Origin of the sequence: Propionivibrio sp. (assembly GCF_016790145.1) — a bacterium.
Lineage (GTDB): Bacteria > Pseudomonadota > Gammaproteobacteria > Burkholderiales > Rhodocyclaceae > Propionivibrio.
Genome location: NZ_JAEUOI010000213.1, coordinates 1 through 14608 on the forward strand (window position 1 = coordinate 1; position 14608 = coordinate 14608).

At 63.0% G+C, this 14608-nt stretch carries 17 protein-coding genes and 1 riboswitch; all 17 genes read left to right on the forward strand.

Annotation, left to right across the window (positions count from 1 at the left end):
- Nucleotides 1-28 precede the first annotated feature (28 nt).
- Nucleotides 29-1018 carry a threonine-phosphate decarboxylase CobD gene (cobD, locus tag JNM42_RS17260; RefSeq protein ID WP_294273106.1) on the forward strand — a complete coding sequence of 330 codons (990 nt, stop codon included), beginning with the start codon at nt 29-31 and terminating at the stop codon, nt 1016-1018.
- A gap of 113 nt (nt 1019-1131) precedes the next feature.
- Nucleotides 1132-1339, forward strand: a riboswitch (cobalamin riboswitch).
- 143 nt (nt 1340-1482) lie between these two features.
- Entirely contained in the window at nt 1483-2151 is a 669-nt protein-coding gene (locus JNM42_RS17265; RefSeq protein ID WP_294273151.1) for an energy-coupling factor ABC transporter permease, read from the forward strand.
- On the forward strand, nt 2148-2498 hold the full coding sequence (locus JNM42_RS17270) for an energy-coupling factor ABC transporter substrate-binding protein (RefSeq protein ID WP_294273110.1): 351 nt from the start codon (nt 2148-2150) through the stop codon (nt 2496-2498). Before JNM42_RS17265 ends, JNM42_RS17270 begins: the two co-directional genes overlap by 4 nt.
- Nucleotides 2488-3234, forward strand: coding sequence for a cobalt ECF transporter T component CbiQ (cbiQ, locus tag JNM42_RS17275; RefSeq protein WP_294273113.1), 747 nt, complete (start codon nt 2488-2490; stop codon nt 3232-3234). The genes JNM42_RS17270 and cbiQ overlap by 11 nt, the downstream gene beginning before the upstream one ends.
- Complete coding sequence (locus JNM42_RS17280) at nt 3231-4085, forward strand: ABC transporter ATP-binding protein (RefSeq protein WP_294273117.1); 855 nt, start codon at nt 3231-3233, stop codon at nt 4083-4085. The genes cbiQ and JNM42_RS17280 overlap by 4 nt, the downstream gene beginning before the upstream one ends.
- 19 nt (nt 4086-4104) lie before the next feature.
- Entirely contained in the window at nt 4105-4908 is an 804-nt protein-coding gene (gene cobM, locus JNM42_RS17285) for a precorrin-4 C(11)-methyltransferase (RefSeq protein ID WP_294273154.1), read from the forward strand.
- Entirely contained in the window at nt 4901-5821 is a 921-nt protein-coding gene (locus JNM42_RS17290) for a sirohydrochlorin chelatase (protein ID WP_294273121.1), read from the forward strand. Before cobM ends, JNM42_RS17290 begins: the two co-directional genes overlap by 8 nt.
- A 6-nt stretch (nt 5822-5827) precedes the next feature.
- Nucleotides 5828-6496 carry a precorrin-8X methylmutase gene (locus tag JNM42_RS17295; RefSeq protein WP_294273123.1) on the forward strand — a complete coding sequence of 223 codons (669 nt, stop codon included), beginning with the start codon at nt 5828-5830 and terminating at the stop codon, nt 6494-6496.
- The gene (locus tag JNM42_RS17300; protein ID WP_294273126.1) at nt 6493-7686 is read left to right on the forward strand and encodes a cobalt-precorrin-5B (C(1))-methyltransferase; all 1194 of its coding nucleotides are present in this window, start codon (nt 6493-6495) and stop codon (nt 7684-7686) included. The genes JNM42_RS17295 and JNM42_RS17300 overlap by 4 nt, the downstream gene beginning before the upstream one ends.
- Entirely contained in the window at nt 7673-8956 is a 1284-nt protein-coding gene (gene cbiE / locus JNM42_RS17305; RefSeq protein WP_294273156.1) for a precorrin-6y C5,15-methyltransferase (decarboxylating) subunit CbiE, read from the forward strand. Before JNM42_RS17300 ends, cbiE begins: the two co-directional genes overlap by 14 nt.
- 112 nt (nt 8957-9068) lie before the next feature.
- The gene (gene cobI, locus JNM42_RS17310) at nt 9069-9854 is read left to right on the forward strand and encodes a precorrin-2 C(20)-methyltransferase (protein ID WP_294273129.1); all 786 of its coding nucleotides are present in this window, start codon (nt 9069-9071) and stop codon (nt 9852-9854) included.
- Nucleotides 9851-10594 carry a cobalamin biosynthesis central domain-containing protein gene (locus tag JNM42_RS17315; RefSeq protein ID WP_294273131.1) on the forward strand — a complete coding sequence of 248 codons (744 nt, stop codon included), beginning with the start codon at nt 9851-9853 and terminating at the stop codon, nt 10592-10594. Before cobI ends, JNM42_RS17315 begins: the two co-directional genes overlap by 4 nt.
- Nucleotides 10591-10986, forward strand: a complete 396-nt coding sequence (locus JNM42_RS17320) for a cobalamin biosynthesis protein (RefSeq protein ID WP_294273136.1) — start codon at nt 10591-10593, stop codon at nt 10984-10986. Before JNM42_RS17315 ends, JNM42_RS17320 begins: the two co-directional genes overlap by 4 nt.
- Nucleotides 10983-11966: a precorrin-3B C(17)-methyltransferase gene (gene cobJ / locus JNM42_RS17325; RefSeq protein WP_294273139.1), complete on the forward strand. Its 984-nt coding sequence runs from the start codon at nt 10983-10985 to the stop codon at nt 11964-11966. The genes JNM42_RS17320 and cobJ overlap by 4 nt, the downstream gene beginning before the upstream one ends.
- The gene (gene cobA, locus JNM42_RS17330) at nt 11963-12718 is read left to right on the forward strand and encodes a uroporphyrinogen-III C-methyltransferase (RefSeq protein WP_294273142.1); all 756 of its coding nucleotides are present in this window, start codon (nt 11963-11965) and stop codon (nt 12716-12718) included. The genes cobJ and cobA overlap by 4 nt, the downstream gene beginning before the upstream one ends.
- Nucleotides 12719-12767: 49 nt before the next feature.
- A complete protein-coding gene (gene cobO, locus JNM42_RS17335; RefSeq protein WP_294273144.1) occupies nt 12768-13403 on the forward strand; it encodes a cob(I)yrinic acid a,c-diamide adenosyltransferase in 636 nt (211 codons plus the stop codon).
- The coding region (locus tag JNM42_RS17340; RefSeq protein ID WP_294273148.1) for a cobyrinate a,c-diamide synthase at nt 13403-14608 on the forward strand (1206 nt) is incomplete at its 3' end. The genes cobO and JNM42_RS17340, both read left to right, overlap by 1 nt.

Here is a 14608-nt window from a genome sequence, read left to right on the forward strand (position 1 = left end):
GTGGTTTATCTTTTGAACGGGGCGCTTTGTGCTTGAACACGGCGGCCGCTTGCGCCTGGCTGCGCAGCACTACGCAACTCCTCTGGCCGACTGGATCGATCTGTCGACCGGAATTAACCCTGAAATCTACCCTGTGGCGCCAATCGATCCGCTCTGCTGGCAGCGCCTGCCGGAGGACGGCGATGGCCTCGAGGCCGCAGCGGCCGTCTATTATGGCAACGAGCGGCTGCTGGTACTGCCCGGATCGCAGGCCGCGATACAGGGGCTACCCGCGCTTTTCCGGCAGGTCACGGTGGCCTGCCTGTCACCGCTTTACGAGGAGCATGCGCAGGGGTGGGAACGCGCCGGCCACCGCTTGCGCCGCCTGCCGACCCTGCAGCGTGCGTTGGCGGCGGGAACCCCCAATGTGCTGCTGTGCAATCCCAACAACCCAACCGCGATTGAGTTGCCGCGCAGTGACCTGCTCGATGCTGCCGAGAAACTGCGGCAGCGCGGCGGCTGGTTGATCGTCGACGAAGCCTTTGTCGATGCCGAACCGGAGAACGCGGTAGTCGCCCTGGCCGGCGGCGAGGAGCTGCCCAATCTCATCGTTCTACGTTCGCTGGGCAAGTTCTTCGGGCTCGCCGGAGCACGTGTCGGTTTCGTCTTCGCAACCGCAGAAAAGCTCGACCGCCTGCGTGAGATACTCGGCCCCTGGCCGGTGTCAAATCCCTCACGCTTTGTTGCACGACGCGCGCTGGAAGACTTCGCTTGGCAAGCGACCACACGCAAGCGCCTGGTCGCTGCATCGCAACGCCTCGCCGCACTGCTGGCGCCGCACGGCGAAGTTACCCGCACTGCGCTGTTCTGCACGCTCAAAACGCCTCACACCGCCGTGCTTTACGAGTACTTTGCCCGACGCGCCATCCTGACCCGCCGCTTTGATGCACATGGCCTGCTGCGCGTTGGATTGCCGGGGCACGAGGTTCAGTGGCAGCGTCTCGCGGCGGCCCTGGGCGAGGCCAATCTGCCCTGCTGACAGTCTTGCTTGCCAAGCGTTGCACTCCAAGTCTCAGCCAGTGTGTGGCCCATCAAGCGTTGCCCCTGAACTAAGCTGGTAAAGAAAAAAGTGGTATCGAATCGGGTTCGTCGTATACTTGTCATGTTTTGGGTGCCTTGCTCCACAACCGTGGGGCAGGCGAAACGGGAAGCCGGTGACTCTGATTTTCAGACATTCCGGCGCAGCCCCCGCTGCTGTAAGCCTGACGACTCCGCAACAAGCCACTGTGTTCATGCATGGGAAGGCGCTGGAGAAGATCGACGGCAAGCCAGAAGACCGACCTGAATCAACCGTAGTGCCAATCCCCGGGGTGACGGGAAAGGTTCTGTTGATCTACCGTCAGTTAACTTTCGACTAACGGCTTTTCTTCCGACCTGCAATTCTCATACCCATCGAATGGCGCTCCTTGTCATTTCTCGCTGTGGGAGAGAACCGTGCATATCATGGAAGGCTTTCTGCCTGTTGAACACGCTGTAGGTTGGACGATAGCGTCAGCGCCCTTCGTAGCCTATGGCCTTTACGCTATCAAGAAACGCGTTCGCCAATACCCGGAGCAGCGCATGCTGCTCGGTGTGGCGGCGGCCTTTACCTTCGTACTTTCAGCCCTGAAGTTGCCGTCGGTCACCGGTAGCTGTTCGCATCCGACCGGCACTGGGCTAGGGGCTCTGCTTTTTGGTCCTGCGGCGATGGCGCCGATTGGCCTGGTCGTGCTGCTCTTCCAGGCGCTGTTGCTGGCGCACGGTGGTCTGACCACACTGGGGGCCAACACCTTCTCGATGGCCATCGTCGGTCCGTTCGCTGCCGTTGCTTTGTTTCGCCTGGCGCGCAGTCTGAAGCTTTCATTCGCTGTCAGTGTTTTCATCGCTGCCAGCATGGCCGATCTGCTGACCTACGTCACCACCTCCGTGCAGTTAGCCTGGGCTTTCCCTGACCCGCAAGGCGGCTTTGGCGCGTCCTTTCTCAAGTTCGCCGGAATTTTTTCTGTCACGCAGATACCGCTGGCGATCAGCGAAGGACTGCTTACCGTGCTTATCTTTAACGCGCTGAAACGTTTCAACCCGCAAGAGTTACAGGACTTGAACGTCATCACCCGTGCGGAGGTGCGCGCATGAAACGCCATCAAAATTTTCTATTGCTGCTCGCTGTTGTCCTGCTTACCGCACTGCCGCTGTGGCTGGTACAGAAGCCGGCAGCCGATGCCGTTGGTCAACCCGTCGAACTGTTTGCTGGCGCCGACAACAAGGCAAAAGACCTGATCGGCGAAATCGATCCGAACTACAGGCCGTGGTTCAAGCCGCTGATGGAGCCGGCCAGCGCAGAAATCGCCTCTCTGCTGTTCGCCTTGCAAGCCGCGTTGGGCGCGGGATTTATCGGCTATTACCTCGGTGTCTCGGTGACTCGGGAGCGAATGCAGCGGGAAGCGCAGATGTGCGCGGAGAAAAAGCTGAGTGCTGATTGAGCAGTCCGCCTACGCCAACCGCTGGCGGCGAGTTTCGCCTGCAGCGAAAGCTGCCTTTGCGCTATGCGGCTTTATTGGGGCTTTTGTCGCGGGTACGCCGAGCGCCGCTGTGGCCGTGGCTGGCCTGCTTGCCGTCGTCACCATGGCTGGCGCAGGCGTCAGTCCCGGGCGATATTTGCGGGTCGCCGTACCGGCGCTTTTCTTTCTCAGCATCAGTTGTTTGTCGCTGGCATTTTCACTCGACTTCAAGGGTGAGGCACAAGCCATGACCTTTAAACTGACGCCCGCTGGCTTGCAGCAGGTGGCCGACGTCAGCGCCCGTTCGCTCGCGGCACTGGCGGCACTTCTGTTTCTGGTGCTGACGACGCCGCTGATCGATCTGATCGCCTTGCTGCGCCGCCTGAAAACTCCTGAGCTGCTGCTCGAAATGATGGTTCTCTGCTACCGCATGCTGTTCGTTTTTTCCGCTGCGGTGCATGACACGCTGACTGCGCAATCGGCCCGCCTGGGCTATGCTACGACGGGCTTGGCGCTGCGTTCGCTCGGCGGACTGGCGGCTAGTCTGACCCTGCAGATCTGGCAGCGCGCTCACGATTTGCATGTTGCGGCTCAGGCGCGTAACAACGATGGCCCGCTGCGTTTTCTGGAGCCGCGATTTGCCAACTGCGGGCGCGATGGCGCCCTTGCCGCCGCCAGTGGTGGAGCGCTGATTACGCTGGCGGTCTGGCTGTCATGATGCTGCTCGAACTTGAACAGGCCAGCTACCGCTATCCCAATGGGGGGGTCGGCCTGGAAGCTTGTTCGCTTGCTATCCGGCGTGGCAGCCGCAACGCCCTGATCGGCGCCAATGGTTCGGGCAAAACGACGCTGTTCCAGCATTGCAATGGACTGCTGCGGCCGCAGTCAGGTGTGCTACGTTATGCGGGTACCGTGCTTGATTACAGCCGCAGTGGCCTGCGCCAGTTGCGTAGCAAGGTCGGCCTGGTCTTCCAGAATCCTGATCATCAATTGTTTTCGGCCAGTGTGCAGGAGGATGTTTCCTTCGGCCCCTTCAATCTCGGTCTGGATGAGGCTACCGTGCGCCGTCGGGTCAGCGCTGCGCTGGACGCGGTGGGCATGGCCGGCTTTGCCGAACGGGCCGTGCATAACCTGAGTTTCGGCCAGAAGAAACGCGTCTGCATTGCTGGTGTGCTGGCCATGGAGCCGGAGTTGCTGGTTCTTGACGAGCCGATGGCCGGTCTCGATCACGCCATGAAAACGGAGTTTCTGGCAGTGCTCGATGGCTTGCATGCCCAGGGAATCACCTTGCTGCTGGCGACGCACGACATCGATCTCGCCTACCGTTGGGCAGACTACATTCACTTGATAGACTCGGGAGTCTGTACGGCCTCGCTGCCGGCGGCTGATCTGGCCTATCGTGACGACGCCTTGTCGGCGCTTGGCTTGCCTCTGCCAACGGTGGTCGAACTGCAGCGCCGCCTGACCGCCAGAGGCCTGCTCCCGAAGGGGCTTTTGCCACGCACGCACAGCGAGCTTCTGACCCTGCTTGATAACACGTATGACGGAAAGGAAGCACCATGTTGCTAAGTTGCTGGAGCAAGAAATGATGCCGGGCAAGATCTGGTTTGTCGGCGCCGGTCCGGGTGATCCCGATCTGCTGACGGTCAAGGGTCGTCGTCTGCTTGAAGAATCCGGCGCCATCCTTTACGCCGGTTCGCTGGTTGACAAGGCGGCGACGCTGCTGGCGCCGCCGGGCTGCGTCATACGCGACTCGAAGGACATGACGCTGGACGAGATGAGCGACTGGCTGTTCGATCAGGCCAGCCGTCATGCCACTGTTGTCCGACTGCAGACCGGCGACCCCGGCCTCTACGGTGCGCTGATCGAGATGACCCGGCCGCTGACGGCTGCCGGCATCGCCTGGGCCGTAGTGCCCGGTGTCTCGTCGGCGATGGCCGCCGTTGCCGCCGCCGGTGAAACGCTGACGCTGCCGGAAGTGACGCAGACCGTGATCCTCACCCGCGTCGCCGGACGCACGCCAATGCCCGATGGCGAAGACCTCGAATCACTGGCCAGCCATCACTGCACCTTGTGCATCTACCTTTCTATCACCCTGCTGCACGAAGTTCAAAAAGCACTGCGTGCCGCCGGTTGGGCCGAGGACGCGCCGATTCTGGTCGTACAGAAAGCCAGTTGGCCGGGCGAGGAAAAAATCATTCGCGGCACGCTCGCCGACATCAAGCAGAAATGCCAGGCCGAACAAGTCAGCAGCCAGGCCATGATTGTCGCCAGTCCGACGCTCGGTTCCGCCGACTGGGAAACCCTTGCCCGCTCCAAGCTTTATGACCCATCCTTTACACATCGCTTTCGTCGTGGCCTGGCGAAAACATCGGAGAACACCAATGGATAACACAACGCTGCTGCTCGTCGGCCACGGTTCGCGCAATCACGATGGCAACAAGGAGATAGTGCATTTTGCCGCCCAGTGGCGCGAGCGCCACCCGGCCTGGCGGATCGAGGTCTGCTTCATCGAGCACGCCGAGGTGTTGATCAACGAAGGCCTGGATCGTGCCGCCAAAGGCACGCGGCGCGTGCTGCTCATTCCCTTCATCCTCAACGCCGCCGGCCACGTCAAGATGGAGTTGCCGGCGGCGCTTGCTACGGCTCGCCTTCGCCACCCGGCGGTCGAGTTTGTTGTTACCCGTCACCTCGGCATGGGGCGCGAAATCCTGCTCGTTCTGCAAGGCCAGCTCGATCGCCTGATGAAGGAACTGGATGTGCCCGATCCGCAAACAACCGGTGTCATCCTGCTCGGCCGGGGATCGTCGGATGCCGGCGCCAATGGCGAATTGGCGCGCATGGCGCGCTGGATTTTCGAGGCCAACGACCACGAGCTGGTCGACCTGGCCTTCACCGGCGTCACCTGGCCGCGACTGGAAATCGTCGTCCAGCGTCAAATGAAACTGGGCATGACACAGATCTGTATCGTGCCGGTTTACCTGTTTACCGGGGTGCTGATCGAGCGCATCAAGGCACAGGTCGAACGCCTGAAGCAGCAGTACCCGCAGATTGCTTTTGCCCTGGGCACCCATTTCGGTTTCGACAAGGGAATTTTCGATCTGCTTGACAGCAAGGTGGCTGGCCGCGAACTGCCGGCCGGCAGCCTGCTCGAATGCGACGGCTGCAAGTACCGCGAGGCCGCCGAAGCCGAACACCTGCACGATCACAGTCACACGGCGACAGGTGCTCTCGGACATAAGCACGATCATGCCGAATCTGCCCAAGCCGCAGATGCCCCCCATTGCCAGCACGCCCACTCCTGAACTGCCATGACAACAAATACTGTTACCGAGCAACTTACCGCCGCCGGCCGTGCCATCGAGCACGACTCCTTCGCCATCATCGATGCCGAAGTCGGTCCGCACAATTACACCGCCGAGCAATGGCCTCTGGTGCGCCGCATGATCCACGCCAACGCCGACTTCGAATTCAACGGCCTCACCGCCTTTCATCCGGGCCTGATGCAGGCCGGTCTGGCCGCCGTGCTCAAGGGCGGCACGCCGATCGTCGCCGATGTCGAAATGATCTGCGTCGGCCTCTCGGCGCCGCGCCTGTCGCACTTCGGGATGACGACGCATCACTTCATTTCCGACCCGGACGTCATCGAACAGGCCCGGACCGAGGGGACGACCCGGGCCGTGCAGGCCATGCGCAAGGCGCACCGGCTGGGCAAGCTTGATGGTGCGATCATCGGCATCGGCAACGCGCCAACCGCCCTGATCGAAGTCGTTCGCCTGGTCCGCGAGCAGGGGGTGAGGCCAGCGCTGATCGTCGGCATGCCGGTCGGCTTCGTTTCGGCGGCGGAATCGAAGGATTTGCTGATGACACTTAATGACATTCCCTGGGTCGCCATTCGCGGTCGCAAGGGCGGCTCGACACTGGTGGTCGCCGCCATTCACGCCCTGCTCGGCCTAGCCGAAGCGGCGCAGGCGAAATGAGCGAAACGGCTGCCGACACTATGGCCAGCGAGCCGCCGTATGGCAGCCATGCCGGGAAGGTGCGCAAGGGTGACGGTCGTCGCCAGCGTGGCAACCGCACTGGCTTCACCACTGGCGCCTGCTCGGCGGCCGCCGCACGTGCGGCGACCCTCGGCCTGGTCAACGGCGAGGTGCCGGACAGCGTGCTTTGCCACTTGCCCAATGGTCAGGAGGTGACCTTTGTCGTGATCGACGGATATGTCGAGGGCGAGGGCTTGGTGCGCATCGCGCACGCCGCTATCGTCAAGGATGCTGGCGACGACCCGGACGCCACGAATGGCGCGCATTTGACTGCCGATGTTCGCCTGCTGCCAAACCGTTCTGGCGAGATTGTCCTCAAGGGCGGTCCCGGCGTCGGCACCGTGACCAAGGAGGGCTTGGGGCTTGAAGTTGGCGGTCCGGCGATCAATCCCGTCCCGTGCCGCAATATCCGAGACAACGTCAGCATCGTGGCCGCCGATTTGCTTGAGCGCGACGGGTTGGAGGTCACCATCTCCGTTCCCGGTGGTGAGGACATGGCGAAGAAAACGCTGAACGCACGTCTAGGCATTCTCGGCGGAATCTCAATCCTTGGCACCACCGGCATCGTGCGTCCGTATTCGACCGCCGCCTTCCGCGCCAGCGTGGTGCAGGCGATCGAAGTCGCCGCCCGCCAGGGGCAGACCTGCGTCGTGTTCACCACCGGTGGGCGCAGCGAAAAATTCGCCATGCGCCAGTTGCCTGAACTCGACGAATCCTGTTTTGTGCAGATGGGCGACTTCGTCAAGGCCGCTTTTACCACGGCCGGCAAGCACCGGATGACGTACATTCATGTCGGCGCGATGGCCGGCAAGCTGACCAAAATGGGGCAGGGCTTGTCCGTCACCCATGCCTGGAAGGCCGAGATCGACCGCGACCTGCTCGCCGAGTGCGCCCGCGAAGTCGGCGCGCCGCCCGACCTCGTTGAAGAAATCCGTGGCGCCGAAACCGCCCGTTTCGCCGCCGAGCGCCTCGCCGTTCTTGGGCTGACTGTCGATTTCCACCGCGCTCTGGCGAAAAAAGCCATCCGCAGCCTCAAGTCCTGTTATCCGGGGCCCTATCGCCTGAGCGTCCATGTCTGCGATTTCGATGGACGCTTCATTGTTCGCGTCGAAGAAGATGAAGCCCGCTGAGCATTGCAGCCTGATCGGCATCCTTGACGACGGCTGGGCCGGCCTGTCCGGCACCGCCCGCCAGCGCCTGGCCACGGCCGATCTGGTGATCGGCGCCGGGCGTACGCTGGAACTGGTTCGTCAACACCTACCGGCAAGCACCACGCTGCGGGACATGGACGGTGTGCTCGGTCAGGTGCCCGGCTGGATCGTCTCGGCAACTGAGGCCGGCCAGCGCGTGGCAGTGCTCGCCACCGGCGACCCCTTGTGCCACGGCATCGCTTCCTGGCTGTCCGGCACGCTGGGGCCTGAAGCGTGCGAAATCCTGTCTAACGTCTCCACACTGCAACTCGCTTTCGCCCGTTTCAAGTGGCCCTGGCAGGATGTGAAAATCGCTTCCTGTCACAGTACCGATGCCGGCGACTGGTTTCTCGGTGCAACGCCCGAACATGGCCTGTACAAGCTGATGCGCGCCATCGCCCTGCACCCGCGGGTTGCCACCTTCACCGGCCCGGAAAACAACCCGGCGCGCCTGGCGCGGGCACTGCTCACGGCCGGCTATGCTGACGAAGTCAAACTCTCGGTCGCCTGCCGCTTGCTCCTGCCGGATGAACAACTGTTCCCCGAGCTTTCGCCGGCCGAAGCCGCACAAATGGTTTACCCCGAGCCGAACGTCGTTCTCATCGAACGCCGGCCCGAGGCGCGCCAGCCGGCGTTCGGCTTCGACGACCTTGAATATCTCCAGCGCACTCCGGAAAAGGGACTGATCACCAAGCAGGAGGCGCGCGCCCTGTCGCTCGCCAAACTGCGTCTGGCTCCGGACGCCGCGGTCTGGGACATCGGCGCCGGTTCCGGGTCGGTTGGTCTGGAAGCGGCGCGTCTGGCCCCGCTGGGCCACGTCTGGGCGATCGAAAAAAATCAGGGCGATGCCGCCAACGCGCGCGCCAACGCCGCCCGCTTCAGGGTGGGCAACTACACGCTGAGCGAGGGCAAGGCGCCTGCTTACCTCGACGCTTGGCCCGACCCCGATGCTGTCTTCATCGGCGGCTCCGGCGGCGAACTGGCCGCGCTGATCCGCCTGATTCTTGGCCGCCTGAAACCCGGCGGCCGGCTGGTGATGAACTTCGTCACCCTCGAAAACCTGGCCACCGCCACCCACCAACTGACTGCCACTGGCGCCGCCTGGGACGTCGTCCAGCTCCAGGCCAGCCGCAGCCAGCCGATTCTCGACATGCACCGGATGGCCGCACAAAACCCGGTGTGGATAGTCACCGCCTGGACCAAGGCATGAATGGCACGGTGACGACTGGCCAGCGATGGCAGCCAGGCGGGACTTGGCTATTGCTTCTCGTCGCTCCCGTTGTGTTCGATGCGGTTCATTCATTTTCATCACAGGATTACCAATGAGCAACCCAAAACCTTACGGAAAACTGATCGGCGCCTCGCTTGGCCCCGGTGACCCTCTGCTGATTACCCGGCGCAGTTGGGCCGTGCTGCAGTCCGGCGCACGCTGGCTGTACCCGGTCAAGAAAGCCGAGGAAAGCTCGTACGCCCTCTCAATCGTCGAACGCGGCGGACTGGCCGTCCCGGACGACGCCGAGGAACTCGTCTTTCCCATGACGCGCGATGCGGAAATCCTGCTCAAGGCCTGGGCCAACGCCGCGGCGCGTACCGTCGAACTGCTCGGCGAAGGTCGTGACCTGGTCTTCCTGGTCGAAGGCGACGCCTCGACCTTCGCCACCTTCGGTCACCTCGCCCGCGTTGTGCGCGAACTGGTGCCGGAGATCGAGGTCGAGACCATTCCCGGCGTTTCGTCCTTTGCCGCCGCTGCGGCCAGCGCCGGGACCAGCCTGGCCGAGGAGGACGAAACCCTGGCCATCATTCCCGCCGCGTACGGCGTTGGCGTCATTGACCACCTGCTCGACGAGTTCGATACGCTGGTTCTGCTCAAGGTCAAACCGCTGATCGACGAAGTCATCGAACTGCTGGCTCGCCGCGACCTGCTACAGACCAGTTGCTTCATCGAAAAGGTTGGCTCGCCCGACGAACGAATCGTTCGCGACGTGACCAGCCTGAAGGGCGAGAAGGTCAATTATCTGTCTCTTCTGCTGGTACGGAATCCCAAGCGCGAGCGCGGCGAATTGCGTCGCGGCTGCCGTCAGCGCCAGGAAGCCCGGGAAACGGCATGAACATCGCTGTCGTTGCCATCACCCGCCACGGCATCGCGCTGGGCGGACGCGTTGCCGCCGCCATGCCCGGCGCGCAGCTCTTTGCTCCGGAGAAATTTCGCGCGCTGGCTGAGGCTGCCGCACCTGCCAATTGCAGTTGCTACACCGGCAAAACCGGCGACCAGATCCCGGCGCTATTTACCGCTTTTGACGGCATTGTCGCCATCGTCTCACTCGGCGCCATGGTTCGCCTGATCGCCCCGCACCTGAAATCCAAGGACATCGACCCGGCGGTTATCGTTCTCGACGAAAGCGGGAAATTCGTCATCCCCATGCTCTCCGGCCATCTCGGTGGCGCCAATGCGCTGGCCGGGCATCTGGCCACCGCGCTCGGCGCGATCCCGGTACTGACCACGGCATCCGACGCCTTGCAGACCCTGGCGGTTGATCTGCTTGGCCGCGAACTGGGTTGGTCCATCGAGGCTGACCACAGCAGTATCGTTCGCGCCAGCGCCGCTATGGTGAACGACGAGCCGGTGGCGCTGGTGCAGGAAGCCGGCAGCACGGACTGGTGGACCAATCACGCCAACGGCCGCCAGACGGCTTTGCCCGCCAATCTTTTCCGCTTTGAACGGCTCGATGAGCTTGATGCCGAACGCTTCGCCGCCGTGCTGTGGATCAGCCAGCGCACCATGCCGGCCGATATTGCGGCACAGCTCTCGGGCCGCTGTGTGACCTACCGGCCGGGCGCGACGGCATGAAACTGGCGCTGGGTTTGGGCTGCGATCGCGGGACGCCCGCTGTCACCGTCGAGCGAGCGATCGCCGAAGCGCTGGCCGCTTGCGGGGCAGTGCTGGCGGACGTACAGGCGGTGGCCTCGATTGACCTCAAGGCTGACGAACCCGGGCTGGCCGTCGTGGCCGAGCAGAACGGCTGGGCGATACGCTTTTATGCGGCGGCTGAACTGGCGGCCATCGCCGTGCCCAATCCGTCTGAAACCGTTCGCCAATACACCGGTACACCCTCGGTATCGGAAGCGGCAGCGCTGCTGGTCGGCGGCGCCGAAAAAACTCAACTGATCATCGAAAAACACAAGTTGCGCGGCCCCGACGGGCGCAACGTCACCGTCTCCATCGCCAGGATTGCAGAATGAACCAGGGAAAACCCGGAAAGATCATGCTCGTCGGCCTCGGCCCGGGCAGCCATGACCACCTGACCGCGCGCGCCCGCGCCGCGATTGCCGAGGCCGACACGGTGATCGGCTACGCCACTTACATCCGCCTGGTCAAGGATCTGCTCGACGGCAAGGAGGTCATCAAGAAGGCCATGACCGAGGAGCTCGACCGTGCCATCGAAGCGTTTGATCGCGCCAAGCTGGGCCGGAAGGTCGCGCTGGTGTCGTCGGGCGATGCCGGCGTCTATGGCATGGCTGGGCCAACCTTCGAGGTGCTGTTCCAGGCCGGCTGGACGCCCGACTCGGGGATCGAAGTCGAGATCGTTCCCGGCGCCTCGGCGCTCAACACCTGCGCCGCGCTGGTTGGTGCGCCACTGACCCACGACTTCTGCGCCATTTCACTCTCGGATCTGCTGACGCCGTGGCCGACCATCGCCCGCCGGCTCGATGCGGTTGCCTATGCCGATTTTGTTGTCGCCCTCTACAACCCGAAGAGCGGTCGCCGAACCGGACAGATCGTCGAAGCGCAGCGCCTGTTTCTGCGCCACCGTGATCCGCAGACGCCGGTGGCCATCGTCAAGTCGGCCTATCGCCCGAAACAGCGCATCGAATTCACGACGCTGGAGAAGATGGGCGAAGCCGATATCGGCATGCTGACCACCGTGCTGATCGGCAATTCGAATACCTTTGTCAGGCACAGCCTGATGATCACGCCGCGCGGCTACGCCAACAAGTACGACGTCGAGGCCGGCAGCGGCGGCGCACGCGACGGTGAGAAGGCCGGACGCTCGCTGTCCACCGGCCTGCACGGCTGGCGCACCGCCATCCATGCCAGCGGCAGGTCGCCAGCGGAACTGGCCAGCGACTACCGGTTGCCCGAGGATTACATCGCCTCTGTGTTGAACGAAGCACTTCAGGTCGAACCGGACGAGAGCAGCGAGGTCGTTGGCGACGCATGAAAACAGACAGCGCTACTAATTCCCGTTACGGACGTGTCGCCTTGGTCGGTGCCGGCCCGGGCGACCCCGAGCTGATCACGCTCAAAGGTGCCAGGTTGCTGCGTGAAGCCGAGGTGGTGATTTACGACAACCTGGTCGACGAGCGTCTTCTCGACCTTGCTGCGCCCGACGCTGAACGCGTCTTTGTCGGCAAGATGACGAGTATGCACACGTTGCCACAAGAAGAGATCTCTACGTTGCTGGTAAGTAGGGCGCTGGCGGGAAAGTTCGTCGTTCGCCTCAAGGGGGGTGACCCTTTTGTTTTTGCGCGCGGCGGTGAAGAAATGGCGGCGCTGCTGGCCGCCGGCATTGCCGTCGAGATCGTTCCGGGCGTGACGGCGGCGATGGGCGCCGCAGCGAGTTTCGGCTTCCCGCTCACGCACCGGGACCTTGCGCAAAGCTGTGTTTTCGTCACCGGCCATCTCCAGGATAACAGTGTCGACCTCAACTGGCCGGCCCTGGCGCAAACGAACCAGACCATCGTCATTTACATGGGCATTACCGGTCTCGAAACCATTTCAGCCGGCTTGCAAGCCGCTGGCCTGGCCGGCGATACGCCAGCCGCGCTGATTTATCGCGCCACCTGGCCAGCAGAGAAAATTTACCCCTGCTCGCTGGCCACGCTGCCGGAAACGGCCCATAAATATGCCGTCAAGCCGCCGGCGCTGATCGTCATCGGTCAGGTGCTGACCATGATCAGCGCCGGTACATGATGCTGGCCAACGACACCCGCAACAACGCCACTCAAGCCCGGGAACGACGATGACGGATATTTTGCAGCAAGACAGTGATCGCGACAGCCGCCATCTCCTGCGCATGCAGCGCAAGAAAGCAGTGGTCGACGAAAAAATTGCTGCGGCTCAGGACGAGCGCGGCGTGCTGATGATCAATACCGGCAATGGCAAGGGCAAGTCCACGGCGGCCTTCGGTGTCGTTGCCCGTGCGCTCGGCCACGACATCAGGGTGGCTGTGATCCAGTTCGTCAAGGGGCGTTCCGACACCGGCGAAGAAGGGTTTTTCCGGCAGTTTGCACGGACCAATCCCGGCTGCCTGAACTGGCATGTCTCGGGCGAGGGCTTCACCTGGGAAACCAGCGACCGCGCGCGTGATGCTGCTGTCGCCTGCGCCGCCTGGGATGTCGCGTGCGGCTACCTGGCCGACCCGGCGATCGGCCTCATCGTGCTTGATGAATTTACCTATGCGCTCAAGTACGGCTGGCTCGACAGCGCACCGGTACTGGCCGCCTTGGCCGCCCGCCCGCCACTGCAGCATGTCATCATTACCGGGCGCGGTGCGTCTGAAGTGCTGATCGAAGCGGCCGATACGGTAACCGAAATGACATTGGTGAAACATGCCTTTAAGGCCGGCGTCAAAGCCATGCCCGGAGTGGAGTGGTAATGGCCTCCTGCCCGACGCTTTTTGTTGCCGCCCCGGCCTCCGGTCAGGGCAAGACCACCGTTGTCGCCGCGCTCGCCCGGTTGCATACACGGCAGGGGCGCAGGGTACGCGTCTTCAAATGCGGGCCGGACTTTCTCGATCCGCAGATCCACGCCATCGCCAGTGGTTCGCCGTGTTACAACGTCGATCTGTGGATGTGCGGCGAGGCCGACGCTGCATGGCGACTGTCGGCAGCGGCGGCAGACGCCGACCTGATTCTGGTCGAGGGCGTGATGGGACTGCACGATGGCCAACCGGCGGCCGTCGAACTCGCCGCGCGCCTTGGTCTGCCGATTCTCGTCGTGATCGACGGGTCGGCAATGGCTGCCAGTTTCGGTGCCATTGCCTACGGGCTAAAGCACTACCGGCCAGGCACCCAACTCACCGCTGCCTTTGCCAACCGGGTTGGCAGCGCTTACCACGCCGGCTTGCTGGAAAAGAGCCTCCCGCCCGACATCGCCTGGTACGGATACTTGCCGCGCGATGCTGACGCCGCGCTTCCGGAACGCCACCTTGGCCTGTTACCGGCCGCCGAAATCGTTAACCTCGAACAGCGTATCGAGCACATGGCCGACCTGCTGGCGACGACCGCGGCCGCGACTTTACCCCCCCCGGTGACCTTCGCCGAGACGGCAGTACCCGTCATCACGCCGCTGCTCACCGGAAAAACCATCGCCGTCGCCCGCGACGCCTCATTCTGCTTTATCTATCCTGCCAATCTCGACTGCCTGGCCGCACTCGGCGCTCGCGTCGAATTCTTCTCGCCGCTCGTCGATGAGGCGCTGCCCGCTTGTGATGCCGTCTGGCTACCCGGCGGCTACCCCGAATTGCATGCTGAAGTACTGGCCAATAATCGTAACCTGTGGGCCGCGCTCGCGTCCCACGTCGACGCCGGCAAGCCGCTTCTCGCCGAATGCGGCGGCATGATGGCGCTGTTCGATACGCTGGTCGACCTTGGTGGGCAGACCCATGCTATTGGAGGCTTGCTGCCAGGGCAGGTGAAAATGCAGAAACGCCTGGCCGCGCTTGGTCTGCAGGAGGTCGAATTGCCTGAAGGCAACTTGCGCGGCCATAGTTTTCACTACTCTCAAACCGAAACCCCGCTTGCCGCGCTTGCCCGAGCAAATCGGCCCGACGGCCGTCAAGGCGAGGCCGTTTATCGCCGC